Annotated in this window: 19 protein-coding genes; 8 read left to right on the top strand and 11 right to left on the bottom strand. The window is 45.3% G+C overall.

Translation table 11 applies throughout. The features are described from left to right. Nucleotides 1–120: 120 nt before the first annotated feature. A complete protein-coding gene (locus ABDW33_RS25270; RefSeq protein ID WP_343692886.1) occupies nt 121–10,113 on the bottom strand; it encodes a T9SS type A sorting domain-containing protein in 9,993 nt (3,330 codons plus the stop codon). Nucleotides 10,114–10,630: 517 nt separating this feature from the next. Between ABDW33_RS25270 and ABDW33_RS25265 the strand changes: the two genes are divergently transcribed. Both ABDW33_RS25265 and ABDW33_RS25260 read left to right on the top strand, forming a co-directional pair. After that, a complete protein-coding gene (locus tag ABDW33_RS25265) occupies nt 10,631–11,602 on the top strand; it encodes an NADP-dependent oxidoreductase (protein ID WP_343692885.1) in 972 nt (323 codons plus the stop codon). Continuing rightward, nucleotides 11,602–12,525, top strand: coding sequence for a helix-turn-helix transcriptional regulator (locus tag ABDW33_RS25260; RefSeq protein WP_343692884.1), 924 nt, complete (start codon nt 11,602–11,604; stop codon nt 12,523–12,525). The genes ABDW33_RS25265 and ABDW33_RS25260 overlap by 1 nt, the downstream gene beginning before the upstream one ends. A gap of 3 nt (nt 12,526–12,528) precedes the next feature. On the opposite strand, the gene ABDW33_RS25255 is transcribed toward ABDW33_RS25260, so the two are convergent. Continuing rightward, nucleotides 12,529–13,068, bottom strand: a complete 540-nt coding sequence (locus ABDW33_RS25255) for a hypothetical protein (RefSeq protein ID WP_343692883.1) — start codon at nt 13,066–13,068, stop codon at nt 12,529–12,531. A 278-nt stretch (nt 13,069–13,346) separates the two neighbouring features. Here ABDW33_RS25255 and ABDW33_RS25250 point away from each other — a divergent pair, with 278 nt between their 5' ends. Continuing rightward, nucleotides 13,347–13,886: a hypothetical protein gene (locus tag ABDW33_RS25250; protein WP_343692882.1), complete on the top strand. Its 540-nt coding sequence runs from the start codon at nt 13,347–13,349 to the stop codon at nt 13,884–13,886. 77 nt (nt 13,887–13,963) lie between these two features. On the opposite strand, the gene ABDW33_RS25245 is transcribed toward ABDW33_RS25250, so the two are convergent. Further along, entirely contained in the window at nt 13,964–14,308 is a 345-nt protein-coding gene (locus tag ABDW33_RS25245; protein ID WP_343692881.1) for an EthD domain-containing protein, read from the bottom strand. Nucleotides 14,309–14,415: 107 nt separating this feature from the next. Here ABDW33_RS25245 and ABDW33_RS25240 point away from each other — a divergent pair, with 107 nt between their 5' ends. Together ABDW33_RS25240 and ABDW33_RS25235 are read left to right on the top strand one after the other, a co-directional pair. After that, a complete protein-coding gene (locus ABDW33_RS25240; RefSeq protein WP_343692880.1) occupies nt 14,416–14,787 on the top strand; it encodes a helix-turn-helix domain-containing protein in 372 nt (123 codons plus the stop codon). A gap of 38 nt (nt 14,788–14,825) precedes the next feature. Next, entirely contained in the window at nt 14,826–16,685 is a 1,860-nt protein-coding gene (locus tag ABDW33_RS25235; protein WP_343692879.1) for a M1 family metallopeptidase, read from the top strand. 106 nt (nt 16,686–16,791) lie between these two features. Here the strand turns inward: ABDW33_RS25235 and ABDW33_RS25230 are convergent, their stop codons facing one another. The 6 genes from ABDW33_RS25230 to ABDW33_RS25205 form a co-directional block, all read right to left on the bottom strand. Then, on the bottom strand, nt 16,792–18,057 hold the full coding sequence (locus tag ABDW33_RS25230; RefSeq protein WP_343692878.1) for a tetratricopeptide repeat protein: 1,266 nt from the start codon (nt 18,055–18,057) through the stop codon (nt 16,792–16,794). Nucleotides 18,058–18,192: 135 nt separating this feature from the next. Further along, nucleotides 18,193–18,786 carry a pentapeptide repeat-containing protein gene (locus tag ABDW33_RS25225; protein WP_343692877.1) on the bottom strand — a complete coding sequence of 198 codons (594 nt, stop codon included), beginning with the start codon at nt 18,784–18,786 and terminating at the stop codon, nt 18,193–18,195. A gap of 400 nt (nt 18,787–19,186) precedes the next feature. Then, nucleotides 19,187–19,933: an SDR family oxidoreductase gene (locus tag ABDW33_RS25220; RefSeq protein WP_343692876.1), complete on the bottom strand. Its 747-nt coding sequence runs from the start codon at nt 19,931–19,933 to the stop codon at nt 19,187–19,189. A 92-nt stretch (nt 19,934–20,025) separates the two neighbouring features. Beyond that, on the bottom strand, nt 20,026–20,604 hold the full coding sequence (locus ABDW33_RS25215; RefSeq protein WP_343692875.1) for a TetR/AcrR family transcriptional regulator: 579 nt from the start codon (nt 20,602–20,604) through the stop codon (nt 20,026–20,028). Between the two features lie 153 nt (nt 20,605–20,757). Next, nucleotides 20,758–21,420 carry a LytTR family DNA-binding domain-containing protein gene (locus tag ABDW33_RS25210; RefSeq protein WP_343692874.1) on the bottom strand — a complete coding sequence of 221 codons (663 nt, stop codon included), beginning with the start codon at nt 21,418–21,420 and terminating at the stop codon, nt 20,758–20,760. Further along, nucleotides 21,413–22,579: a histidine kinase gene (locus tag ABDW33_RS25205; protein ID WP_343692873.1), complete on the bottom strand. Its 1,167-nt coding sequence runs from the start codon at nt 22,577–22,579 to the stop codon at nt 21,413–21,415. The genes ABDW33_RS25210 and ABDW33_RS25205 overlap by 8 nt, the downstream gene beginning before the upstream one ends. Between ABDW33_RS25205 and ABDW33_RS25200 the strand changes: the two genes are divergently transcribed. Both ABDW33_RS25200 and ABDW33_RS25195 read left to right on the top strand, forming a co-directional pair. Next, on the top strand, nt 22,570–23,199 hold the full coding sequence (locus ABDW33_RS25200; RefSeq protein WP_343692872.1) for a DUF4395 domain-containing protein: 630 nt from the start codon (nt 22,570–22,572) through the stop codon (nt 23,197–23,199). The genes ABDW33_RS25205 and ABDW33_RS25200 overlap by 10 nt on opposite strands. After that, nucleotides 23,174–24,577 (top strand): aminotransferase class V-fold PLP-dependent enzyme, encoded by a 1,404-nt coding sequence (locus ABDW33_RS25195; protein ID WP_343692871.1) that lies wholly within the window; start codon nt 23,174–23,176, stop codon nt 24,575–24,577. The genes ABDW33_RS25200 and ABDW33_RS25195 overlap by 26 nt, the downstream gene beginning before the upstream one ends. A 135-nt stretch (nt 24,578–24,712) precedes the next feature. On the opposite strand, the gene ABDW33_RS25190 is transcribed toward ABDW33_RS25195, so the two are convergent. Then, on the bottom strand, nt 24,713–25,501 hold the full coding sequence (locus tag ABDW33_RS25190; protein ID WP_343692870.1) for a type II CAAX endopeptidase family protein: 789 nt from the start codon (nt 25,499–25,501) through the stop codon (nt 24,713–24,715). Nucleotides 25,502–25,571: 70 nt separating this feature from the next. Further along, entirely contained in the window at nt 25,572–25,859 is a 288-nt protein-coding gene (locus ABDW33_RS25185; protein WP_343692869.1) for a putative quinol monooxygenase, read from the bottom strand. A 161-nt stretch (nt 25,860–26,020) separates the two neighbouring features. On the opposite strand from ABDW33_RS25185, the gene modA reads away from it, so the two are divergent. Next, nucleotides 26,021–26,782: a molybdate ABC transporter substrate-binding protein gene (modA, locus tag ABDW33_RS25180; protein ID WP_343692868.1), complete on the top strand. Its 762-nt coding sequence runs from the start codon at nt 26,021–26,023 to the stop codon at nt 26,780–26,782. Nucleotides 26,783–26,787: the final 5 nt, after the last annotated feature.

Genomic DNA, 26,787 nt, shown 5'->3' with positions numbered 1-26,787 from the left:
CGGCTTGCTGTACTTATTTGAGATGTTTACCTGACTGGTTTATTCGATTTGATTGAATCATGTACTTTCATGTCACTACTGTTATGTCGTTTTTCAACTGCAAGCCTTTGACTATTCACTTTATCGAACCAGTATCAGTTTCTTAGTATACACTTTGCCATTAGCGCGGATGACGCAATAGTGTAGCCCTGTCGGCAGATGTCCGGATCTGAATACTACTTTATAAGTCTGTCCGGCTTTTGCATTGTCATTGAAAAGGGTGCCTTCCCTGTTACCGAGCAGATTGTTATAGATTTCTACAGAGACATTCCCGTTGACTGGTGATTTGAAAGTAACGGAAAGCTGATCAGTAAACGGATTTGGATAGGCATTGAATTCCATCGATGCTGATTTCAATGCAAGCGAAGCGGTATTTAACATATAAGTAGCGGTGTTCTGGCAACCATTGGTTTTATCAGTTACCAACAAAGTGAATAAACCATTGATCCCGCTGTTTCCTGACTGATATAACACAGTAGCTGTTTGCGCACCGTCAAGGATGGCCCAGCTGTTATCAGTAGATGTTAAGGTCCACTGATAGTTGGCATTCGTCACACTTTGTGCACTGAGCAGGTCTACAGATAAAGGATCAGGAGCACTGGCCGGCGGCAGAATAACGGCTGTCGGCAGTGTGATGTTTTGAACAACCGGTGTATTGGTAGTGGCAACGCAACCATTGTTAGGATTGGTAACTGACAAAGTGTAGGTACCTGGTACGGTAACAATCGCGGATGCGTTGGCAGCGGTGAAATTGTTTGGCCCTGTCCATTTGAAGGTCGAACCGTTTGTAGAGGATGTACCATTGATGATCACATTCGTCTTCAGGCAGGTCAACGGGCCATCATTGGATGCCTGGATATTTGCAGGCGGCGTGATGTTTTGAGTTACGGGTGTGTTGGTGGTGGCGGTACATCCGTTTTGTGTATTAGTAACGACAAGGGTATAGGTACCCGGAGTAGTTACATTTGCCACTGCTGTAGTAGCGGTAAAATTGGACGGACCGGACCATGTGTAGGTTACACCGGTTGATGTAGAAGAGCCGGTGATTTGAGCGGTTGTCTTTGTACAGGTCAATGGGCCATTGTTAGTCGCCTGCACATTGGCTGCCGGGATGATGTTTTGAGTTACGGTCACACTATCGGCAGTTGTACAACCATTAGCGCCTTTCGATGTCACATAATATTTACCCGGTGAGGTTACAGAGATCGGGTTCACACCTGCGTTATTACCACTCCATGTAATAGTACCATTGGAGGTAGCACTTAGATTGATGGACGTAATCGTACAGGTCAGAACTGATGGCGTTGAAATTGATAATGTAGGCTTGGTGATATCCTGCGTCACTGTCACGCTATCATTAATAGTACAACCATTAGCACCTTTCGCTGTAACGTAATACTTACCCGGTGTGGTTATAGAGATTGGGTTCACACCTGCATTATTACCACTCCATGTAATCGTGCCATTGGAGGTAGCATTCAGATTGATGGAGGTAGTCGTACAGGTCAGAACTGACGGCGTTGCAATTGACAATGTAGGCTTGGTGATATCCTGCGTAACTGTCGCACTATCATTAATAGTACAACCATTAGCGCCTTTCGCTGTAACATAATATTTACCCGGTGTGGTTACAGAAATAGGATTCACACCTGCATTATTACCACTCCATGTAATAGTACCGTTTGAAGTAGCATTCAGATTAATGGAGGTAGTCGTACAGGTCAGAACTGATGGCGTTGCAATTGACAATGTAGGCTTACTAACATCCTGACTCACCGTCACACTATCATTAATAGTACAACCATTAGCACCTTTCGCTGTAACATAATATTTACCCAGTGTGGTTACAGAAATAGGATTCACACCTGCATTATTGCCACTCCATGTAATCGTACCATTGGAGGTAGCATTCAGATTGATGGAGGTAGTCGTACAGGTCAGAACTGATGGCGTTGCAATTGACAATGTAGGCTTGGTGATATCCTGCGTGACTGTCACACTATCATTAATAGTACAACCATTAGCACCTTTCGATGTCACATAATATTTACCCGGTGTGGTTACAGAGATCGGGTTCACACCTGCGTTATTACCACTCCATGTAATTGTACCGTTTGAAGTAGCATTCAGATTAACGGATGTAGTCGTACAGGTCAGAACTGATGGCGTTGCAATTGACAATGTAGGCTTGGTGATATCCTGCGTGACTGTTACACTATCATTAATAGTACAACCATTAGCAGCTTTCGCTGTAACATAATACTTACCCGGTGTGGTTACAGAGATCGGATTCACACCTGCATTATAACCAGTCCATGTAATAGTACCATTGGAGGTAGCATTCAGATTGATGGAGGTAGTCGTACAGGTCAGAACTGATGGTGTTGCAATTGATAACGTCGGCTTGGTGATATCCTGATTGACCGTCACACTATCATTAATAGTACAACCATTAGCGCCTTTCGCTGTAACATAGTATTTACCCGGTGTGGTTACAGAGATCGGATTAACACCTGCGTTATTACCACTCCATGTAATCGTACCATTGGAGGTAGCGTTCAGATTGATGGAGGTAGTCGTACAGGTCAAAATTCCCGGTGCGGTTACTGACAACGTCGGCTTGGTGATATCCTGCGTAACTGTCACACTATCATTAATAGTACAACCATTAGCACCTTTCGATGTCACATAATATTTACCCGGTGTGGTTACAGAGATCGGGTTCACACCTGCATTATTACCTGTCCATGTAATTGTACCATTGGAGGTAGCACTTAGATTGACGGACGTAGTCGTACAGGTCAGAACTGATGGCGTTGCAATTGACAACGTCGGTTTACTAACATCCTGACTCACTGTTACACTGTCATTAATAGTACAGCCATTAGCGCCTTTCGCTGTAACATAATATTTACCCGGTGTGGTCACAGAGATCGGATTCACGCCTGCATTATAACCAGTCCATGTAATTGTACCTTTTGAAGTAGCATTCAGATTAATAGAGGTAGTATTACAGGTCAGAACTGACGGCGTTGCAATTGACAATGTAGGCTTGGTGATATCCTGTGTGACTGTTACGCTATCATTAATAGTACAACCATTAGCACTTCTCGATGTCACATAATATTTACCCGGTGTGGTTACAGAGATCGGATTCACACCTGCGTTATTACCACTCCATGTAATCGTACCATTGGAGGTAGCGTTCAGATTGATGGAGGTAGTCGTGCAGGTCAGAACTGATGGCGTTGTAATTGATAACGTCGGCTTGGTGATATCCTGATTGACCGTCACACTATCATTAATAGTACAACCATTAGCGCCTTTCGCTGTAACATAGTATTTACCCGGTGTGGTTACAGAGATCGGATTCACACCTGCATTAAACCCTGTCCATGTAATCGAACCATTAGATGTAGCAATAAGATTAACAGAATTGGTAGTACAAGTCAAAGTACCGGGTGCGGTTGCTGACAACGTCGGCTTACTAACATCCTGACTTACCGTCACGCTGTCTGTCCTTGTACAACCATTCGCTCCTAAGGCAGTCACATAATATTTACCCGGTGCAGTTACCGTAATCGGATTCACACCTGCATTATAACCGGTCCATGTAATCGAACCATTAGATGTAGCAATAAGATTAACAGAGTTGGTAGTACAAGTCAAAATTCCCGGTGCGGTTACTGACAACGTCGGCTTACTAACATCCTGACTTACCGTCACGCTATCTATCCTCGTACAACCATTCGCTCCTAAGGCAGTCACATAATATTTACCCGGTGCACTAACCGTAATTGGATTCACACCTGCATTAAACCCGGTCCATGTAATTGTACCGTTAGATACAGCCGTAAGATTAACAGCACTTGTCGTACAAGTCAAAGTGCCTGGTGCGGTTACTGACAATGTCGGCTTACTAACATCCTGACTCACGGTTACACTATCCGTCCTCGTACAACCATTCGCTGCTAAGGCAGTTACATAGTACTTACCGGCAGCAGTTACTGTAATCGGATTTACGCCTGCATTATACCCGCTCCATGTAATCGTACCATTAGATGTAGCATTCAGATTGATAGATGTAGTAGCACAGGTAAGAACTGATGGTGTTGTAATGGATAATGTTGGCTTCGTTACATCCTGGGTTACTATCACACTATCAGAAATTGTACAACCATTGGTACCTTTCGCTGTAATATAATACTTACCCGGTGTTGTAACTGAAACCGGATTTACACCTGCGTTATATCCTGTCCATGTAATTGTACCATTAGATGTAGCACTAAGATTAACAGAATTGTTAGTACAAGTCAAAATTCCCGGTACAGTTACTGACAAAGTTGGTTTACTAACATCCTGAGTAACTGTCACACTATCTGTACTTGTACAACCATTCGTACCGCGGGCAGTCACGTAGTACTTACCAGCAGCAGTTACTGCAATCGGATTCACGCCTGCATTATACCCGCTCCATGTAATCGTGCCGTTGCTTGCCGCACTTAGATTAACGGAAGTAGTTGAACAGGTTAAAGTTCCCAATACCGTTACTGATAAAGTTGGTCTGCTGCCATCCTGCGTAACCATCACACTATCGGTGCTTGTGCAACCATTCGTACCGCGGGCAGTCACGTAGTACTTACCAGCGGCAGTTACTGTAATCGGATTCACGCCTGCATTATACCCACTCCATGTAATCGTACCATTAGATGTAGCACTAAGGTTAACAGAAGTAGTGGTACAGGTCAGAACTGATGGTGTTGCAATTGACAACGTCGGTTTACTAACATCCTGACTCACTGTTACACTATCTGTCCTTGTACAACCATTCGCTCCCAGGGCTGTTACATAATACTTACCGGCGGCAGTTACTGTAATCGGATTCACGCCTGCATTATACCCACTCCATGTAATCGTACCATTAGATGTAGCACTAAGATTGACTGATGTAGTGGTACAGGTCAGAACTGATGGCGTTGCAATTAACAACGTCGGTTTACTAACATCCTGACTCACTGTTACACTGTCTATCCTTGTACAACCATTCGCTCCCAGGGCTGTTACATAATACTTACCGGCAGCAGTTACTGTAATCGGATTCACCCCAGCACTATACCCGCTCCATGTAATCGTACCATTAGATGTAGCACTAAGATTAACAGAAGTAGTGGTACAGGTCAGAACTGATGGTATTGCAAGTGACAACGTCGGTTTACTAACATCTTGACTCACTGTTACACTGTCTATCCTTGTACAACCATTCGTTCCCAGGGCTGTTACATAATACTTACCGGCAGCCGTTACTGTAATCGGATTCACGCCTGCATTATACCCGCTCCATGTAATCGTACCATTAGATGTAGCACTAAGATTAACAGAAGTAGTGGTACAGGTCAGAACTGATGGTGTTGCAATTGACAACGTCGGTTTACTAACATCCTGACTCACTGTTACACTGTCTATCCTTGTACAACCGTTGCCACCTTTAGCAGTTACATAATATTTACCCGGTGCACTAACCGTAATTGGATTCACCCCAGCACTATACCCGCTCCATGTAATCGTACCATTAGATGTAGCACTAAGATTAACAGAAGTAGTGGTACATGTCAGAACTGATGGTGTTGCAATTGACAACGTCGGTTTACTAACATCCTGACTCACTGTCACACTATCTGTCCTTGTACAACCATTCGCTCCCAGGGCAGTTACATAATACTTACTGGTAGCCGTTACTGTAATCGGATTTACACCTGCATTATACCCGCTCCATGTAATTGTACCATTAGATGTAGCACTAAGATTAACAGAAGTAGTGGTACATGTCAGAACTGATGGTGTTGCAATTGACAACGTCGGTTTACTAACATCCTGAGTCACTGTTACACTGTCTGTCCTGGTACAACCATTAGCCCCTAAGGCAGTTACATAATATTTATCCGGTGCACTGACCGTAATTGGATTCACACCTGCGTTAAACCCGCTCCATGTAATTGTACCGTTAGATACAGCCGTAAGATTAACAGCACTTGTCGTACAAGTCAAAGTGCCCGGTGCAGCCAACGTCAACGTCGGCTTACTAACATCCTGACTCACCGTTACACTATCTGTCCTCGTACAACCGTTGCCACCTTTAACAGTCACGTAATATTTACCCGGTGCACTAACCGTAATTGGATTCACACCTGCATTAAACCCGGTCCATGTAATTGTACCACTAGATGTAGCACTAAGATTAACAGCATTGGTAGTACAAGTCAATGTGCCCGGTGCAGCTAACGTCAATGTTGGTTTACTAACATCCTGACTCACCGTCACACTGTCTGTCCTTGTACAACCATTCGCTCCCAGGGCTGTTACATAATACTTACCGGCAGCCGTTACTGTAATCGGATTTACGCCTGCATTATACCCACTCCATGTAATTGTACCATTAGATGTAGCACTAAGATTAACAGAAGTAGTGGTACAGGTCAGAACTGATGGGGTTGCAATTGACAACGTCGGCTTACTAACATCCTGGCTCACTGTCACACTATCTGTCCTTGTACAACCGTTGCCACCTTTAGCAGTTACATAATATTTACCCGGTGCACTAACCGTAATTGGATTCACACCTGCATTAAACCCGCTCCATGTCACTGTCCCATTAGATGTAGCACTAAGATTAACAGCATTGTTAGTACAAGTCAATGTGCCCGGTGCAGCCAACGTCAATGTTGGTTTACTAACATCCTGGCTCACTGTCACACTATCGGTCCTTGTACAACCATTCGCTCCCAAGGCTGTTACATAATACTTACCGGCAGCAGTTACTGTAATCGGATTTACGCCTGCATTATACCCACTCCATGTAATTGTACCATTAGATGTGGCATTCAGATTGACAGATGTAGTGGTACAGGTCAGAACTGATGGTGTTGCAATTGACAACGTCGGCTTACTAACATCCTGACTCACCGTCACACTATCTGTACTTATACAGCCATTAGCCCCACGGGCAGTTACATAATACTTCCCGGCGGCCGTTACCGTTACCTGATTCACCCCAGCACTATACCCGCTCCATGTCACTGTCCCATTAGATGTAGCACTAAGAACTACCGAAGTATTTAAACAAGACAATACACCCGGTACTCCTACTGACAACGTCGGCTTACTAACATCCTGCATCACGTCCACCTGCGCACTCCCCGTACACCCGGTAACCGGGTGCGTCACCGTTAAAGTGTACCTTCCCGCTACACTCACCACCGGATTCTGCACCGCTGACGTAAACCCGCCAGGCCCCGCCCAGCTATATGTAACGCCCGTTGCCGTAGCAGTTCCAGACAACGTTACTGTAGAAGTAGCACAGGAAAGCACCCCGCTCACCGCCGCCGTTACCGCTAGTTGATTCGAACCTTGCCTCACCGTAACTGTATCCATTCCCATACACCCCGTCGCCGGATTCGTTACCGTCAGGATATAATCTCCCGGCACTGATACCGTAGGATTCTGCGCCGTCGATGTAAACCCACCAGGACCACTCCATTTATAAGTCACCCCTGACACGGAAGATGATCCCGATAACGTAACTGCTGTTACCGTACATGTTAACGAATCTTTCACCGATGCCACCGCATTGGGATAACTCACTAAGTTCGCCCCCGTCAGACCTACATTATCAAAGAAATACCGCTCCGTAGGATCTGAATTCCTCGCTCTTATGATCACCTGCAAAGTACTCCCATTCAACGCCGCAGAGCTAACCGTCACCCTCGCAGTTCCTGTCGTCGTATTCCCTATCCCTGAATAATCTTCATACACCAATACCTCAGCCCCATTATTCAATTTATAATATACCTTCATGTAGTCGTCATTCTCAAACGCATCATTTGTACTCGCTGTCTCGCTTCTCAAATCTGCTGATATCACGACATTACTTTTCCCGGAAATATCCACCACACCAGAAGACCACGTTGTCTCCCCTGCACCCGTATAAGACACCTTGAACTCATTCGCCTGCACAGATGCCGTTCCCGTTCCGGTACTCACGATCGTCCATGGCGTAGATCCGTTATCAGACGTTGTTCCATCCGCAAATGTGAAATCTTCCAACCAGAAATTCGCCGGCGTGGCTGATGCAGACTCCACCACTACCGACTTCGACGCCGTACAACCATTCGCCGGATTCTTCACCGTCACAGTATATGTACCCGCCACACTCACCGTCGGACTTTTCAATGTACTGGTAAATCCTCCTGGCCCGGTCCAGCTGTACACCGCATTTGCGACAGATGAATTCGCACTGATTCCCACACTGGTCAAACAACCCAATACTGCACCACTCGCATCCAGATCCGGCACCACTTTATTTTCCGTCACCGTCGCTGTTGCTGACACGGTACAACCGGCGGGCAATGTAGCCGTTACTGTATATACCCCTCCCGCTGTAACAGTAGGATTCTGGGTTGTAGACGTAAACCCGTTCGGCCCCGTCCAGGCATAGGAAGAAACCGTTCCGGTGGGTGTGACTGTAATCTGTGCATTGCTCACACAAGTCACCGGCCCACTGACTGCGGTTGCCAAAGTAACGGCAGGATCTACCGCCGCCACTTTTATGTTATCAAAGTAGTAGAACTCATCGGTTCCCGTCGCCCTTGCCCGCACAACAATTTGCAATGTATTCCCGGTGGGTACAGACACTGAAAAAGTCGTATTTGTCGTACTGTGGTTATTAATGGTCGACGTCTTCTCATAAAACAATACTTCCGTCCCACCGTTTATTTTATAATAGAACCGAAGATAATCTGCATAAGTTCCCGTGTCATTCATGACTGCCCCTCCCGTTACAGCGCTCCTGACGGCGCCTGAAATGGTCACACCCGTTTTCCCGGTCATCGTCATGCTCCCCGAAGTCCACACCCCTTCTCCCGTCGTTCCTATTCCACTTATTCTAAACTCATTATTATTCACTGAGAACATACTCCCCGAAGGAGCAGCGACACTCCATGCCGTTGTTCCATTATCTGACGTCGTTCCATTCGATAATGTAAAGTTCTCTTCCCAGGTCGTCGCCACACTTCCTGCCGTTACTGTCACCGTTTGCGATGTCTTACATCCATTGGCTGGATTTGTTACCGTTACTGTATAACTGCCCGCTACACTCACCGTAGGATTCTGCGTTGTAGCCGTAAATCCATTCGGCCCGGTCCAGCTATAGGTGGCATTTGATACAGCAGATGTTGCGGACAGCGTTACACTCGTTGCACACGCCAGCGACCCACCCGTTGCAGCCAGATCAGGTGCTGCTTTATTTTCCGTCACCGTGACACTCGCCGTTCCTGTACCTGCACTACTTGTACCTGTTACCGTATAAGTGCCCGCTGTACTTACAGTAGGATTCTGAGCGGTTGATGTAAAACTATTGGGGCCTGTCCAGCTATACGTCGTTCCACTGGCAGATGATGTGGCTGATAGTGTCAATGATGGCGACGTGCACGTCAGCACACCACCATTCGCAGCTGTTGCCGTCACCTTCACACCACTGCCCGCACAGGGGCCTTTCTCTTTAAACACCCTGTATTGTTCTATATAATATTTCGAGGTCTGGGTACCTCCATTGTTGTAATTATAGATCCGTACAACCAACTGCACATTATTTCCATTCAGCAACCCGGACGTAAAATCCAGCGTACCGAAATTCCCTGTTCTGGAATCTAACAGTATTTCACTACCACCATTGATCTTATAATACACCTTCACATATTCAGAACTATTCATATCCCCCTCCGAAGTCACTTTCACAGCTACCTGCCAGTCTGTATACCCGGCAGTAGAAAAAACCTGCGAATACCATACGCCTTCCCCGCCCAGCTCCTGGGCATGTAGGCGATTCGATTTCACAGCAAAATAACCAGTACTTAATACTTTTGAAGCATCCAGGTACCAACCCGTAGACGAATTGTCTACCGTAGTACCATTGGCACCAGAAAAAGTCCCGGAGATGATCGGACATTCAGGTGTTGCAAATACAGATGTTCGTACACATAAAAAAATGACTGCAAAGAAAAGCATGAAATGCTTTTGCATTAGAACGTGTTGGAATTTCAAGGTGTCGATTTTTAAGGGATAAATAGGAATTATACTTCGATGGCCACAATATCTATAATGACAATATGTAATATTATAGAATATCCTAACTATTTATACTAATAAAAGTGAAGCTGACACTTAAAAAATTGACATAGGCTATTAATAAGAATGAGTAAGCAGGTTACAAGTAAAAGAGTATCACCGGGCAGAAATAATGAGTACCATTTATTGAGTAGTTGGGGCACATTACTGAGTATTGTCGTATTAAACGGGTAAACCCCATTGCATGAGAATGCCTCTTCATGCATATGGCTCCGCATACAGGCCGGCTTGCTGATAATCGCTGAATCAATATCAGGCTATACATATGATACAGGCAGTAATTTTCTCACCGTATGAAGACGGCGGTTTAAATTGTCCTAACGTTATCACCACTTTATGCCTTTCGGCTAAATCAAAGCGTATTTCAGCTAAACCACGCTGACTGATTTCAGGCACTTTTGTAAAAAAAAACATGAAAGCTATCAGAATTCACAAGTTCGGCGGGCCGGAAGTAATGCAACTGGAAGAAGTACCTACTCCTATTCCTGCTGCAGACGAAATCCTTTTAAAAGTCTATGCCAGCAGCGTTAACCCTGCTGATTACATCATCCGTCAGGGCGGAAATGAACTATTAAGACCGCTTTTAAAACTCCCCATGGGCCTGGGCCTGGATGCAGCCGGCATTGTTGAAGCGACCGGTAGTGACGTCACTCACCTGAAAAAAGGGGATAAAGTATATGGTGTGCCGAACTTTCCCGGCGACGGTGCCTATGGTGAATACCTCGCCGCCAAAGCCACCCAGTTTGCCCCCATGCCAGCAAACATGACGTTCAACGAAGCCGCTGCTATTGCCTCCTGTGCGCTCATCGCCTGGAACGGGATCGTTGATCTGGGTAACGTGCAGCCCGGACAGCGGGTACTTATACATGGTGCTGCCGGTGGCGTGGGTAGCCTCGCAGTTCAGTTTGCCAGGGCTAAAGGTGCGTATGTGATCGGTACTGCCTCTGCTCACAATATCAGTTTCCTGAAAACACTGGGCGCAGATGAAGTGATCGACTACAATACACAGGACTTTGCACAAATACTAAAAGACATCGACCTTATATTCAATGCCTCCCCGGTACGTGATGAAAGCGTTCGGTTCAGGTCTGCGGAGATCATCAAAGAAGGTGGTATCTTTGTTTGTTCTCAATTAGATGTTCCATTGAGTGAAGCCTTGTTAAACGCTTTTAAAGCCAGGCACGCCACCGGTACCCTGGTAGGTGGTGGCAGCATCAGTTATACATCCTCACTAAACGGAACGACAGCACTTGTAGAAGCAGGCAAAGTAAAAGCAATCATCAGCAAAGTCTATCCTTTGACCGACGTTGCCGATGCTCACAGGGAATGTGAAACCAAACATGTACGTGGAAAATTAGTCATTGAAATCAGAAAAGAAATCTAATGCAGGTAAAACGTTTCAGAACAATCAGTGAATTTCAGCAGTTCAGGCAGCTACCCAAACCCGATCACCCACTGATCAGTGTGTTCGAGGTGACAACTGCGAAGCATATTGACCTCCTTGAGAATATAAGCTGGCTGTATGAGTTCTATTGTATTGGCCTGAAAAAAGTGGTGACAGCACAAAGCCGGAAGCTGAAATACGGTCAGCAGGAATACGACTTTGACGATGGCATCATGTCTTTTATCGCACCCAACCAGGTATTGAGTTTCACCGCTGAAGACAACAGTAAAGGTATTCAGCAGTCGGGATGGCTATTAGTACTCCATCCCGATTTCTTATGGAATACCTCTTTGGCCAGCAGCATTAAACAATATGACTTCTGGGACTATTCTGTGCATGAAGCCCTCTTCCTTTCTGAAAAAGAAGAAGATACCCTCGTTGGGATCATGAAGCATATACAACAAGAGTGTAAATCCAACATTGACCAGTTCAGTAAAAGTATTATCATCGCGCACCTGGAGACCCTGCTGAGTTATGCCGACCGCTTTTATCACCGGCAGTTCATCACCCGGGAAAAAGCAAACCACCAGTTGCTGGCGCGACTGGAAACAGTCTTAGACGATTACTTCAACGATGGTGATCTCATTTCCAAAGGACTCCCCAGTGTCGCCTATGTTGCGCAAACTTTACACCTGTCTCCCAAGTACCTAAGCAGTCTGCTCAGGATACTCACCGGACAAAATACCCAGCAGCACATCCACGAAAAGCTCATCGAAAAGGCAAAGGAAAAGCTGTCGACCACCAACCTGTCAGTCAGCGAGATCGCTTATGAACTGGGATTTGAGCACCTCCAGTCATTCAGTAAGTTATTTAAGACAAAAACAAACCAATCGCCGCTGGAATTCAGGGCGTCGTTCAACTAACATTTATTCCAGTTTCACTTCCCGCAGGGTGCCATTTCCGGGCAAATCCACTACTAACACTTTTACAATGCCGCCGGGTGGTAACCCTGCCGTCTTATAATACCAGTCTACCCCGTTCCGCCCTAAAACAGCCTTCCCTCGTTCCTGTAACTGACCTGCCGCGTCGAATACCCGTATTTCGACTTCTGCTACCCTAAATTCATCTTTTGCGGTCACTACCACACTCGTATCCTCAAAACGGATTTGCTGCACCTCAGGGGAGTTATAAGCGTCTTTTACGGCCATATTATAGGCATTCTGCCCCGGACCGGCCTGGGACTTATAGTAGGCCACGAGTTCAGGATCTTCCAAAATCACCTTGGCATAAGCGGCGGCCACCTTCATCTTGTACCGGGCCTCCAATTGCCTGGGAGTAGGCTTATGCTTCGATGGCCCGCGTTTCTGGGCGATGATAATCTGACCGTTCCTTTCGTAAATGGTAAACTGCTTTCCGATGGTTCCACGGATTACCTGCAGTAGCATGTTATCTTTCACAAGGGCCATAAACAAACAATTTTGAGGTTATACAATCAATATAAAAACTACACCCTGAATATACTACTAATTCGACATTAAATGTTCAGTAAAAGATCATCAATAGGTCACCTCAATATCGATTTGATATACAGATGCCCTTTTAATGCCCTTTTAGCGACCTTAAGATGTACTTATGGATATATGTCGTCTCTATAGTATAATGGATCAAACCGGGGATTAACATTTTTCCATGCCATCCTATGCATGGACCTTCCGGATCATGATTTTAATGACTATATTCAATTATGGCGGGAGAACCATTGACAAAGGCCAGGCAGCTGGCCGCCCGATACAACCTGTTGGTAAGTTTGCTCTGGACCCTGGTATGCCTGGGCCCTGTTGCAGGTTATTTTTACCGGTATATGCCTGTCAACTGGCTATGGGTCATTGTGCCAACGGCGCTCTTTCCATACTTCCTGCCGGCCAGCTGGCTGGATCGTTATGCCGTGAGTACTTCCCGGCATTTTTATGAACGGATGGGCGTGCAGGCGGTGTTAGGTGTTGTACAACACGGGCGGTACGTCAACCGGCGGATAAAAAGCAGGTTCCCTGGTTACAGGATTGTTTATGACCGGGAGACCATTCGCAGGAAGATAAAAGAGACGTATCAGTTCGAACGGTTTCATTATGGTTTGCTGCTGGCGTTTATTATTCCCATTAGCCATGCGTGGAGTGTATACTGGTACCGGGGGGTGATATTGGTCGTGTGCAATATGGTATATAATGTGTATCCCATTCTGATGCAGCAATATGTAAGGCTGAGGTTGAAGAGAATGGTAAAATAATTGTATTCTTTGATACACCGGTAATGATAAGAGATGAAATCTGAAAGCCTTCAGCACTCGTCTGAAGGCTTTTACTATTATATCTTATCCGCCACTATCCTCTCCTCACACACCAAAGTCACCACTTCATCCAGTTTAAAAAAGTTTGGCTCATCCGGATGTACCTTCAACCGGTAATTCTCACTGGCAAAAAAGGCATTAAAATCATCCATCGAGGAAAAATAGATATCCGTAACACTATCATAAGGAGCAGCAGGAAATCCAGCCATTTCAACAGGATGGGAAATAACATACTTCTTAACATACTTCCCGGATTCCGGAATCGACATAAACAACGGCGCATGATGATTCCTGTGATAGTCAACAAACGCCTCGTGACTCATTCCATCCACCCGGCGAATTAAAAATGTAAATTTCAACATAACTTTATTTTGCCTGCAAAGCTATTTTTCAATATACCGGCTAACAATACCGCACAATTTTATCCACATCTTTGCAGTACCAACACTTTTGTTTTATTTTATCGCTTATGTACAAGAAGAAGACACCTGTTCAAACTCATTGCGGATTACATTTCTTCAAAGAATTACTGAACGGGAAGTGGAAACTGATGCTGATCTATTATATCTCCCAGGGACACCAACGTCCCAGCCAGTTGCAAAAGGTCATACCCAATGGTGACCGGCGGGTATTAGATAAACAACTGGGAGAACTCGTGACACATGGCTTTCTGCAGAAGCAGGTATTTAACACGAAGATCCCTAAAGTAGTATATGAACTAACTGAATTAGGAAAAGACCTGCTCCCCCTGATCATCACTATTGAACAATGGGGTGAGGCACATAGAAAAGACATGGAGAAGGTGCTAAAAACAGATCCTAAATTTATGGATGTAATATAATTTTCATCGGCCAACGGAAAACAATGTACATTGTCGTTATGTCAAAAATCTGCCGGACTTTAGCCGTGATGCTATCCCTCCTTGGAAGCCTTCATGCACAGCAACTACCTGTAGCTGTCAATTTTAAAAAATCTTATCAGCAACAAACCAGGCATACCGATGGTACGCCCGGGAAAAATTACTGGCAAAACGGTGGTAAATATACCATACAGGTGCAATACAACCCGGCTAACAGAGAACTGTCTGGCACCGAAGGAATTGACTACTACAATAACAGTCCGGATACTTTAAAACGGATGGTATTTAAGTTATATCCTAACTTATACCAGGCGCAGGCCATGCGGAATGTACCTCTATCCCCTGACGATCTCACACAGGGGATGACCATTAGTCGTATGCAACTGGATAGCGTAACCATTGCAGAGAAGAAAAGAATAATAAGGGGAACAAATATGTACGTGAACGGTGTCCATATCCTGCCCGGTCAGCATGTGCATGTGGATGTGGATTTCAATTATACACTTAATAAGACTTCTTTTATACGTACCGGTCAGATAGACACCGGTGCCTGTATGATTGCTTACTTCTTTCCACGTATTGCTGTGTATGATGATATTGATGGATGGAATGAATATCCTTACGCCGGGAAAGAAGAGTTTTACAATGATTACTGTGATTTTTCAGTGGACATCGCTGTTCCAGGTAATTACGCGGTATGGGCAACTGGTGAATTACAAAACAGGAATATGGTGTATCAACCTGCCATACTACACAATATTGATAAGGCGCTGACAGGTGACAGCATTGTAGATATTATCCGGGCAACTGACTGGGAAAAGCATGCTGTGCTACTGCCTGCCACTACCCATCACTGGCAGTTTGAAGCAAAGGATGTCACCGACTTTGCCTTTGCCCTGAGCAATCATTATGTATGGAAAGCCGGTGGTGTACAGGTATCGCCTACAGGAAGAGTACTGGCCAATGCTGTATTTAACCCGGCACATCAAAGTTATGAGCCGGTAGCAGGCTATGTGAGAAAAACGATTGACCTCATCAGTCACCAGGCGCCGGGTATTCCTTTCCCCTACCCCCACGAAACGATCTTCGATGGTCTGGATGCCATGGAATATCCTATGATGGTGAATAACCTGCCTTTTGAGGGATTAGAGGCAGTGCAGTTTACGATTCATGAAGTATTTCATACACTTTTTCCATTCTATGTAGGCTCTAATGAAACAAAGTATTCGTTCATGGACGAAGGTTGGGCGACCTATGCCGAGTTTATGCTGCTGAAAGGCATGCAGACTACATTTAAAGATGAATATGACATGCGGGCTATCAACGAGAGCGCGGGCACAGATATAGACGTACCGGTCATGACACCGACGCCACAATTGTACGGAGCGGCCAGGTTCTCTGATAAAGACCTGAAACCGGCTTTAGGATTCAGGTACCTGCAGGAATGGCTGGGAGATACCGTGTTGTACAAAGCCCTCAGGTATTATATCAGCCAGTGGAAGGGAAAGCATCCTACGCCATATGACTTCTTTGCATGTATGAATAAGGGAGCTGGGGTGAACCTGGACTGGTTCTGGCAGAACTGGTATTTTGAAAAGCATGTACCCGATCTGGGCATTGGACAGGTGACGAATAAAAACGGGCAGTATCATGTAGTGGTGGAACGAGTAGGTGCAGGTATGGTGCCGGTGCATGTGGAGATTTCATACGCAGATGGCAGTAAGGAATGGATGTCCCGGACAGTTGATTGCTGGAAAGATGGGCAACGTAAGTTGACCCTGGCCTTCAAGACCCGCAAAACAGTGACCGCTATTCAACTGGGGGATAATTATGATGCAGATGTGGACAAGCGTAACAATAAATGGGTATACAAAAAATAAGCAGAGAGGTTGTCTGAATATAACCGGAAAGCTTTGGACATCGTCTTTAAGATATTAGTACCGCCAGCCATCCGGGTAAAATTTACATACAGACAACCTCCTTTTATCAGGAGAACAATTTCTTCCAGAATCCACCGTCTCCTGACGACGGCTTATTCCGCAATTCTTCCAGCAATTGTACGGCCCGCTCATATCCCTGGTCAGCCGATAACTGCAACCAGTGCTTCGCATGTTCGATGTCTCTGGGCATGCCACCACGTTGTTCTATATAATACCGGCCTACATTGCATTGTGCCACTGCATACCCTTCTTCGCCCGCCCGGTAAAAATAATTGAGTGCGGTCGCGTAATCCTGTTCCACACCAAAACCGTTTTCATACATCCATCCCAGGTTATTGATGGCAATCACATCATTCTCTTCTGCAGCCTGTTCAAACCAGTAAAAGGCTTTTTCATAATCCAGGTATTCGCTTTCTTCGTCAGACAATATATTCCCTAACTCCCTTTGGGCAGCCGTTACACCTCCCGCTGCTCCCTGTTCCAGCAATTCCATGGCCAGCTCGGGATCATAATCAGTATATATGCCATCGTTATAGTACCTGTGCAAGGCAAACATTGCATTGGCAGAACCTTTGGATGCGGCTTTAGTAAACCAGAAGAATGCGGCTGCCTGATCTTCTTCCACCCCGATACCATTGTCATACATAGAGCCCAGGTTATACATACCATGGCTGTTGTGCATATAGGCCGACTGCCTGAAGTACGCAAACGCCTTCTCATCTGCATGTTCTGAATTTACCACACCATTCCTGTACATAAATCCCAGATTGGTGGCAGCACCGGATGATCCGTTATTCGCAGCCTGCTGGTACCATTCAAATGCCCGTGCATAATCCTCTCCCAACCTGCCATTGTCGAAAAACCCTGCATAAGCGAACTGGGCAAAATGATTGCCACTTTCAGCAGCCTTCTTCACCAGTGCAATCCCCTCCTCTTCCTGTTCACTGCCTTTTTCGGCATTGACAAGTATATGTATGCCAATATTGAATGTAGCTGCGGCATTACCCATCTGGTGGGCATATTGTAAAAGCTGTAGTCCCTGTTCTTTGTTTTGCTCCACATACATACCATTGTAGTACATAGTGCCCAGGACGTTTGCAGCCAATGGATTCTGATCCGTATCGTAGGATTGTAGCACGAGGTTATAAGCTCTTTCAGGATCTTTATGAACACCGAGACCATCTTTAAATATCAGTGCCAGCTTGTAGGCAGCTTCCGCATCATTGGGTTCCTGTGCTAATCGCTGTTCATATCGGGTTACCTCTTCGTTGACTTTCCGGAGAATGTCGTCATAAACCAAATCTCTATACATTATTACCTATTGATTTTTCAAAAAAGATATGAGCAAATCTAATGAAAATAGCCCATGCCTGCTACCCTCACCGGGTGTAACAAAAGGGCATAGCAGACAGTTCTGCTTTATACCAACACGAACGCAGGAAAAGCACTATTCGATGTCCAACTGGTATTTATACAGCAACCCTTCTAACTGGTACATATTAAACTTTGCTTTCTTCATTTTATTAAACTCCGGTTCAATAGAAAAATTCACTGCACCTCTGAAGTCAGCCTGTTCGAGGTTAGTATTAGAAAACCTCGTGAGTGTTAAATCAGACTGGGTAAATTTACACCCGGTGAGATCAGCCTCTGAAAAATCTGCTTCCTTAAGCGTACAATCGAGAAAGGGCGTTTTCTTCAGGTTCCTGCCCAGGAAGACGGCATAGTTCAGATTGCACTTTTCGAAATGAAAAGAAAACATGAGCTTACTGCACGGAGAGAAGTTCACACCAAGGAGTTTGCATTCAGTCAATACAGCATTCCGGAAACCGGTATTCTTTACAACAGCCATCGAAAAATCACACCCATCAAAAGTGCAGTCTTCAAAAGTTGTGTTGGAAAGATCACTGTTACTAAATACACATTTTTCAAATTTGCACTTATAGAACTCCCAGTTTTTTAATGGCTTTTCCGTAAAATCGATTGCCGTAAATACCTCTCTTTCGTAGAATTTTTCTTCTTTGTCGTCCCAGTTATTTTTCATGCCGTTAAGATAAAACAAAAAAGCGCCGCTCCGGCCAGGAACGACGCTTTTTAACACTTACTACAGGATAGCCGCAGATGATAGGAGCTGTTGAATGAAGTTAGCTGCAACCGGATCGTCAATGGTTGTCACCTTTCATGATCAGGCAATACAGTTGTACGACCGATTATATCCTCTATCCTATTGCCCCGACATTATCATATAGCCATGCGTTGAGCAGTTCCCTGCATGAAATGCAGCGACAAAGGCATTGATATGATTGATCCGGGTTGTTGTTTTGCTGTGAGAGGATAGAAAGTGGTTCATGGTTAGTGCAGCCAGTCATGCATTGAATAGTACCCTGCATGAAGCAGAGATAAAGGCACTGCACTGGTTGATCCGGGTGTCTCATTTGCTGTGTTTATCGTACTACCGGCGTAGCACCTCCATCCAGCACGTAATTGGCGCCTGTTATATAAGAAGCTTTCGGTGATACGAGGAAACTAACCAGTTCCGCTACTTCAGCTGGTTCTGCCATTCTGCCGAATGGTACACCTCCTATCCTGGCACTGATTGCCTGGAATGCCTGGTCAAAAGTAATACCGGAGGCTGCCGCGATATCATTTACGAAACTTTCCATAGGTGCAGTTTTCGTCATACCCGGAGAAACGGTGACCACTCTCACACCTTTAGGGGCTACTTCTGTAGCCAGTGTTTTACTATACGCATTCAGTGCGGCTTTGGAGATGCCATAAGTCATATTCAGATCCCAGAAAGGTTGTAAGGCACTCACAGAGGAAATATGTATGATCACGCCGTGTTTACGTTCGATCATACCGGGCAACAATGCCCTGTCTAAGCTTACAGAGGTCAGCAAATTCAGTTGCAGGGCATCCAGCCAATGTTGATCTGTCAGCACACTGAAACCTCCACCGGGCGTATTGACACCGCCGATATTATTAATAAGAACGTCTACATCTTTCACTTCATTCACAAGCCGGCTAATGTCTTCCGGTTTGGAGAGATCTGCTGCAATAAAGCGATGCTGTTTGTTCATGTCAGGAGCAGCATTTCTGGCTGTTACAATAACTTCAGCGCCTTCCTGTGAGAATTTGTCGGCGATGGCTTTCCCGATTCCCTTGGTACCACCTGTTACGAGTACTTTCATGTTATTATATATTAATTATGAAATGATTGTTTCAAAATAAACCACCCCTTCTTTCTGAAGTGATCGTTTCAGAATTAGATAAAAAAAATGCGCTACTGTGAGAGTTGTTTGATAACGAATTGGGCCATCTGCCTGAGTCTTTGAGGATCCTGGTGTAGGATGTAGGATTCATGCCAGCCGGTAATCAGACTGAGTAAATAATCAGTAAGGATGGCAGGATCAGCATTGTCTGCCAGTTCGCCTTGTTTTTTAGCTTCTTGCAGCAAGGAGTCTAATAACTGATAGGTATTATCTCCGTTATATTTTAGGATCCCCAGTATTTCTTCATCATCGTTGGCAATTTCAAATGTTGTTTTGATGATCATACAACTATTGGATTTGTTGATGATATCATTCACGGAATCATTGAGCAGGTTGATGATGGCATTGAGTGGCGAACGGGCAGCCCGTGCACGTTTCCTGGCCTGTTCCATGTGTGACTCTGTGTAGTGTTTAATACATTTTACAAAGAGTGCGTGTTTATCGCCGATGGTGTTGTACAGACTGCTGCTATTGATCTGCATGGCAGTGGTGAGGTCACGCATAGAGGCCGCACTGTAGCCTTTTTCCCAAAAGACTTCCATTGCTTTTTCAATTGCCTCTTCTTCGTTAAACTCAACGTTTCTTGCCATTACATTTTCAATTACGTCACAAATGTAGTGCTTTTTCTGAAACAATCATTCCAGAATGAAAAAATTTACTTCCAGGCGTGTGGTGATTGTGAGCGGTTGTGTTTTGTCATGTATAATAACAGGATTTTTGCCCGGCAACGATCCGCAAACTAACTACAGTTTATCAATGACATCCCTATACCCTCTGCCTATAGGAATTGAGATCCCTTTTATTTCCACCATATCAGCCGTATAAGCATCTATCTGTTGCACTGCAACGATGAAAGACCTGTGGATACGTTTAAACAACTGAGCGGGCAACATCTCTTCTATCTCCCCCGTACCCATTTTGGACAGGTATTCATGTTGTGTAGTCACGATCTTTATATACTCACGCTGGCTTTCTATATACAGGATCTCACCGAAGGGGATCTTGACCTTTCGCTTTTGCACGCTTACAAAAATGGCATTACTGTTCCTGCTTGCAATATTCACTTTATTCACCGCTGTCAGGAACCTTTCGAATTCAACAGGCTTGAGCAGGTAATCTGTGACATTCAGTTCAAACCCTTCCACTGCATATTGGTGATAAGCAGTCGTCACTATAACCGCAGGACGGTTTGCGAGGGTTCTGAGGAAATCCATTCCCTTCAGTTTAGGCAGGTGAAGGTCCAGGAAGATCAGGTCTACCTGGTGATCCAATAAAAATGAAGCAGCCAGGATCGCATCTTTAAAACTGCCCATTAATTCAAGGAAAGGCACAGCTGAAACATATTCTTTCAATACCTTGGCGGCCAGTGGTTCGTCTTCTATGATTATGCACCTTATTTTAGACATGACTGCTGAGATTTATTTTCAGGGTAGCGGCAAATTTATAGTCGGATGGCTGTAGCTCCAGGCTATAATCGGTATACAATAAGGTTAGTTGCCTGCGTAAATTGGAGAGCCCGATATTTTCTTTTATAGGCATAGTAGCTGCCGGATCGCCGGTAGAATTCACTACCGTAAAAGTCAGTTGCCTGTTTTTGACTGCCAGATGAATATTCACCAACGGATGTTCTCTCGTTTCAGATACACCATGCTTAAATGCATTTTCTACCAGTGGGATCAGCAATAGTGGGGGAATGCCCTGCCTGGGATCTTCGAGGTCATGACTAAAACCTACTGACAACGTATCATCATAACGGAGTTGTTCCAGTGCAATATAATCTGCTATGATTTTAACTTCCTGCTCAATAGCCGCATGGGTTGCACTGGTTTCATACAGCATATATCGCAGAATTTTTGACAACCGCAATATAGACTCCGGTGCAAGGTCAGATTTTTCCCTGGCAAGGGCATAGATATTATTCAGGGTATTAAATAAAAAATGCGGGTTGGTTTGGGACTTGAGGTAGTTGAGTTCCGCCTGCTGGCTCTCAATGCGTAATTGTTGGGATAACTGTTGCAGGCGGATATAGTTAAAGATATGCCTGACTATTCCAAAGACTACAACAGCTCCTATGCCGTAGCCAAAGAGACTACCTATTCTTTCGCGAACAGTTATTTTGAAATTTAACACAGTGAAGATGCCGATGGTAATACCCAATGCTCTCCACAGATAAAACCCTATGGAGAAAGCAAAGATATAGAGCAATATCCAGAGCAATGACCTGACAATCCGCTTCCAACCCATACCGGGAATGACATATTCAAACAGGTAATAGTTCAGTACAGACAGGTAGCTTACCAGCCATAGTTCATTGACAGCCCTTGCAGCGAAGTGGCTGTTATCACTTATTACATCTGTCAACACGTTTACGAAATAGAAGACAGGCACTAACCAGCTATATAACTTATACCGCCTCATAGCCGCAAAGGTCGATAAAATTGCCGAATTGCCCTTGACGGGGTTCTGCTGTTCGTATACCAGGAATCGTCGTTTGTTGACCCTGCTTACCGGGGGCAAAGGCGATGCACTATCCTTGTATTCAAAAAGAACACACCATGATCCCATTTGGAGAAAAAGTAGCAGGGTATGACATACCTGTACTAAACGAAAGAGAGATAAGGGCGGCAGCCGGCATCCTGTTTCTCGCCACCTATACTTCACTGATGTTTATTTTGTTCGACGGGAATTTTATTCCTGTAAAGTTTGTCCTTACTTTCTTTTTACTGGATCTGTTGATCCGGGTATTGATCAGTCCACGTTACGCCCCTATGCTGATTGCGGGTCGCCTGATTGTCAGGAAACAGCATCCTGAATATGTCGGTGCCCCACAAAAACGTTTCGCATGGAGTATCGGGATCGTACTGTCTTCCGTTATGTTCTACCTGTTTATCGTTGTGAATGTGTACGGTCCGGTCACAGGCGTGATATGCCTCGTTTGTTTGCTGTTCCTCTTCTTTGAAGCGGCGTTTGGTATTTGTCTCGGTTGTGTATTTTATCCGTGGTTCTTTAAGAAGAAAATACAGTATTGTCCGGGGGAAGTATGTGAAAAGCAGCATTACCAGCATGTGTCAGGGCGGCAGGTACTGGTACTGGCATTGTTTGTAGCAGCCATACTTCCTGCGGTGTATATATTGAAACAACATTATAGTAAACCTCCTCATGCTATGTTTCGCCATGCTCAGTAATTTTTTTCAACCATTCAGGCAACATATTATTGGCCTCCGGCAACATTTTGACTCACCTTATGGGCTGCAACGGATCATCTATGCTGACTGGACGGCTACGGGTCGCGGGTACTATCCCATAGAGCAATACCTGTTGCAGGAGATATTGCCTTTTATCGGGAACACGCATACAGGCACGACAATTACGGGTAGTAAGATGTCGGATGCCTACATGGCGGCAAAAGAAACGATTAAAGCACATGTACATGCGAATGAGGAAGATGTGCTATTGTTTTGCGGAAGTGGGATGACGGCAGCGGTGAATAAATTGCAACGAATGCTGCAGCTGCAGGAGGCTGTAGTATTTGTAACAGCCATGGAGCATCACAGCAATCATATCAGCTGGCTGGAGACAGGGGCCGTTGTAGAGGTGATTGGCCTGACAGCGGAGGGATTGGTAGACCTGTGGCACTTTGAGCAGTTGCTGGTTAAGTATAAGAACCGGAGGTTTAAAATTGCTGCTGTTACAGCCTGTTCAAATGTAACGGGGATCTATACTCCTTATTATCAGATAGCGGGATTGGTGCATGCATATGGAGGTTACTGCTTTGTAGATTTTGCCTGTGCAGCGCCTTACTGTAAGATAGACATGCACCCGGAGAATGACAGCACCTGCCTGGATGCGATTTACTATTCTTCGCATAAATTCCTGGGAGGACCAGGCACGCCGGGGGTATTGATCTTTAACAGGCAGTTATACAGCAAGGCTGTACCCGACCAACCGGGTGGAGGAACAGTGAGCTATACAAATCCCTGGGGAGAACGGGTATATATAGAGGACATTGAAGTACGGGAAGATGGCGGTACGCCACCATTCCTGATGGGGATAAAAGCGGCGATGTGTATAGCGTTAAAAGACGAGATGGGGGTTGAGCGGATACAAGGCAGGATAAAAGAAATGCTGGCAATTGTGTTTCGCAGGTTGGCAGGTATAAAGGAGATCCGCGTATTGCAGGAGAATATACAGGAACGATCGGGGGTAGTTTCTTTTATAGTGACGGGAGTGCATTATAACTTAGTAGCCCGCTTGCTGAATGACAGGTTTGGTATACAGGTACGTGGCGGGTGTTCCTGTGCGGGTACGTATGGACATATTCTATTGCAGGTGGATAAAGTACAATCCTATGGTATCCGGCAGGATATAGAGGCAGGTAAATTATCTTCCAAACCCGGTTGGGTCAGGTTATCCCTCCATCCTACAATGACGGATGAGGAGGTGAATTATATTATCGATGCGATTGAAATGACAATCTCGTATGCCAGCGAATGGGGAAAGGATTATCATTATGATTCGCGCAGTAATGAGTACTACTATCAGGGAGTTGTGCAGGCATGTTGAATTTAACCGGCTTAGATCCGCTTATATTAACGGGCTGCTTTTTATAAGCGATGAGGACCTGTACTTTGATACATGCGTTTCTTTTTGTGCAGTGGTGCTGGCGCTGTAGAGACAGGTTGCTTATGACCGCTGCTATTATTCATGCTTTATCTTTCTTTGTATGAGCATACAGCTGCCAGCAAACACAATTGCGGCCGCTATACACAACACGATGTACGCGGGCATTCCTAACCAGCTTAGATAGTCCTGTTCGCCTTTTGCCAGGAATGTTAACGCCACGGCGGTGCTGTTATTTACAAAATGAATGATCATGCCTGGTATCACAGACTTTGTTTTATAATAGATCCAGCCTATGAATAAAGCCGCGAAGAATGCAGGGATTGATTGCCATGGGTTCATATGAATTAATGCGAAGAAGATAGATGAATAGATGATGGCCTGGCGGGGGGAATAATTTTGCAACAGTCCCTTCAGGACAATACCCCTGCACAGTGTTTCTTCCAGCACGGGAGCGGCCACTGCGATCATGATAATGGAATAGAGATCAGTCTTAAACAGGTCTTCAAAAAAGCGGGCGACTTTATCCGGCATGGGGATCAGTGAGGAGAGGCGCTCCATTCCGACGGTCATCGCCAGTGTACAGACGATCAACACCGGGATCAGCCAAAGGGGGAAGCGGTTAACATCCAGCCTAAACGAATCGGGGTGTTGTTTTTTACTTTTCTGGAAAGCATACCAGATGGTGGCTGACAGGGAGAGTGTATAACCAATGAGGTTGAGGAGCGACTGTATGGAGGAAGTGATGATTACACCGGGTATCACCTGGTAGATGCCCATCAGCATTCCGAATCCCACCATGAAAAGCAGTAAAACGAGGAAGAGTTTAAGGAGGTCCTTTGCATTTGGGTATGCGTGATTGTCCATTATAAACAGGGATTTCCTGCTAAAATAGGAAATTTTTGAACCCTACGTTGGTCGCAGGGTTCAAGTGGACCTAATTGATCATGGTCAGGACATCGACAACTATATCGGCTTTTCCGGATACATTTTGTACCAGCTCTTTAAAATGGGGGGTCGTGTTGTGGAAATCGATGGCGGCTTGTGATTTCCATTCTTCGAGGATGACGATGACATCGGGATTGGTAACATGCTCAGTCACATCGTAGTAGATATTTCCTTCTTCGGCTCTTGACAGTTCGGCACATTTCAGGATGGCGGCAAGGACCTCTTTTCTGGTGCCGGGAGTTACGGTAACCCTGGCAACGATCTTTAATGTTTTCATTTGCGGATGTTTCTTTTGGGGTGGGTGACGCAAAATACGTGCTAAGATGAGAAGTGCTATGCGGTTATTTTCGATGGGTGGCAACGATTTTTAGGAATAGTCGTCAGGGTATCAAAGTGATATTTTAGCGGGAATAGCCGTAAGTATTTGTAAATTTAAGCATGAAACTGAGACTGCTTCTACTGATCAGTGCTTTCTTTGTTACCTTCTATACGAATGCACAGCATAAGATTACGGTGGCCGTTGCGGCCAATATGCAATATGCGATGGAGGCCCTGAAGGATGCCTTTAATAAGCAAAATAAGACGGATATATCGATTGTTTTAGGGGCGTCTGGCAAGTTGACCCAGCAGATCATTGCGGGGGCTCCTTTCGACGTGTTTATTTCGGCAGATACGGCCTTTCCGGCAAAGGTACAGGCTGCCGGGATGGCGGTTGCGGGACCGGCGAATTATGCGCAGGGTGTGTTGGTGCTGTGGAGTGCCAGGGGGGATATGAAACCGGATATACAGTTACTGACCAGTGACCGGGTAAGTCATATTGCTATTGCCAATCCGGCAACGGCGCCCTATGGCGCAGCGGCGGTATATGTCATGAAGAAGTACCAGGTGTATGATAAAGTGGCAGGAAAGCTGGTGACGGGTGAGAGTATTACACAGGCGAGTCAGTTTATTGCTTCGGGGAATGCAGAGGTGGGGTTTACGGCGAAGTCGATTGTGATTGCGGAAGTAATGAAGGGGAAAGGGCATTGGGTGGAGGTAAAGCGGGGGGATTATCCGGCGATTAAACAGGCGGCGGTGTTATTAAAGAATAATGTGGGGGCGAGGCAGTTTTATGAGTTTTTGTTTTCGGCGGAGGCGAAGAGGATATTTGAGCGGTTTGGCGCATGTGTGCAAGCCGCGAAATTTGTTGTTCGCGCATGATCTGA

This window comes from Chitinophaga sp. (genome assembly GCF_039596155.1).
GTDB lineage: Bacteria > Bacteroidota > Bacteroidia > Chitinophagales > Chitinophagaceae > Chitinophaga.
Note: the sequence above shows the minus strand (reverse complement) of the source record. Positions and strands in the feature narration are given on the sequence as shown.

Bases quoted from the DNA above. Each gene is read 5' to 3' on its own strand.
- ABDW33_RS25270 (WP_343692886.1), bottom strand. From the start codon at position 10,113: ATGCAAAAGCATTTCATGCTTTTCTTTGCAGTCATTTTTTTATGTGTA.
- ABDW33_RS25265 (WP_343692885.1), top strand. From the start codon at position 10,631: ATGAAAGCTATCAGAATTCACAAGTTCGGCGGGCCGGAAGTAATGCAA.
- ABDW33_RS25260 (WP_343692884.1), top strand. From the start codon at position 11,602: ATGCAGGTAAAACGTTTCAGAACAATCAGTGAATTTCAGCAGTTCAGG.
- ABDW33_RS25255 (WP_343692883.1), bottom strand. From the start codon at position 13,068: ATGGCCCTTGTGAAAGATAACATGCTACTGCAGGTAATCCGTGGAACC.
- ABDW33_RS25250 (WP_343692882.1), top strand. From the start codon at position 13,347: ATGGCGGGAGAACCATTGACAAAGGCCAGGCAGCTGGCCGCCCGATAC.
- ABDW33_RS25245 (WP_343692881.1), bottom strand. From the start codon at position 14,308: ATGTTGAAATTTACATTTTTAATTCGCCGGGTGGATGGAATGAGTCAC.
- ABDW33_RS25240 (WP_343692880.1), top strand. From the start codon at position 14,416: ATGTACAAGAAGAAGACACCTGTTCAAACTCATTGCGGATTACATTTC.
- ABDW33_RS25235 (WP_343692879.1), top strand. From the start codon at position 14,826: ATGTCAAAAATCTGCCGGACTTTAGCCGTGATGCTATCCCTCCTTGGA.
- ABDW33_RS25230 (WP_343692878.1), bottom strand. From the start codon at position 18,057: ATGTATAGAGATTTGGTTTATGACGACATTCTCCGGAAAGTCAACGAA.
- ABDW33_RS25225 (WP_343692877.1), bottom strand. From the start codon at position 18,786: ATGAAAAATAACTGGGACGACAAAGAAGAAAAATTCTACGAAAGAGAG.
- ABDW33_RS25220 (WP_343692876.1), bottom strand. From the start codon at position 19,933: ATGAAAGTACTCGTAACAGGTGGTACCAAGGGAATCGGGAAAGCCATC.
- ABDW33_RS25215 (WP_343692875.1), bottom strand. From the start codon at position 20,604: ATGGCAAGAAACGTTGAGTTTAACGAAGAAGAGGCAATTGAAAAAGCA.
- ABDW33_RS25210 (WP_343692874.1), bottom strand. From the start codon at position 21,420: ATGTCTAAAATAAGGTGCATAATCATAGAAGACGAACCACTGGCCGCC.
- ABDW33_RS25200 (WP_343692872.1), top strand. From the start codon at position 22,570: ATGATCCCATTTGGAGAAAAAGTAGCAGGGTATGACATACCTGTACTA.
- ABDW33_RS25205 (WP_343692873.1), bottom strand. From the start codon at position 22,579: ATGGGATCATGGTGTGTTCTTTTTGAATACAAGGATAGTGCATCGCCT.
- ABDW33_RS25195 (WP_343692871.1), top strand. From the start codon at position 23,174: ATGCTATGTTTCGCCATGCTCAGTAATTTTTTTCAACCATTCAGGCAA.
- ABDW33_RS25190 (WP_343692870.1), bottom strand. From the start codon at position 25,501: ATGGACAATCACGCATACCCAAATGCAAAGGACCTCCTTAAACTCTTC.
- ABDW33_RS25185 (WP_343692869.1), bottom strand. From the start codon at position 25,859: ATGAAAACATTAAAGATCGTTGCCAGGGTTACCGTAACTCCCGGCACC.
- modA (WP_343692868.1), top strand. From the start codon at position 26,021: ATGAAACTGAGACTGCTTCTACTGATCAGTGCTTTCTTTGTTACCTTC.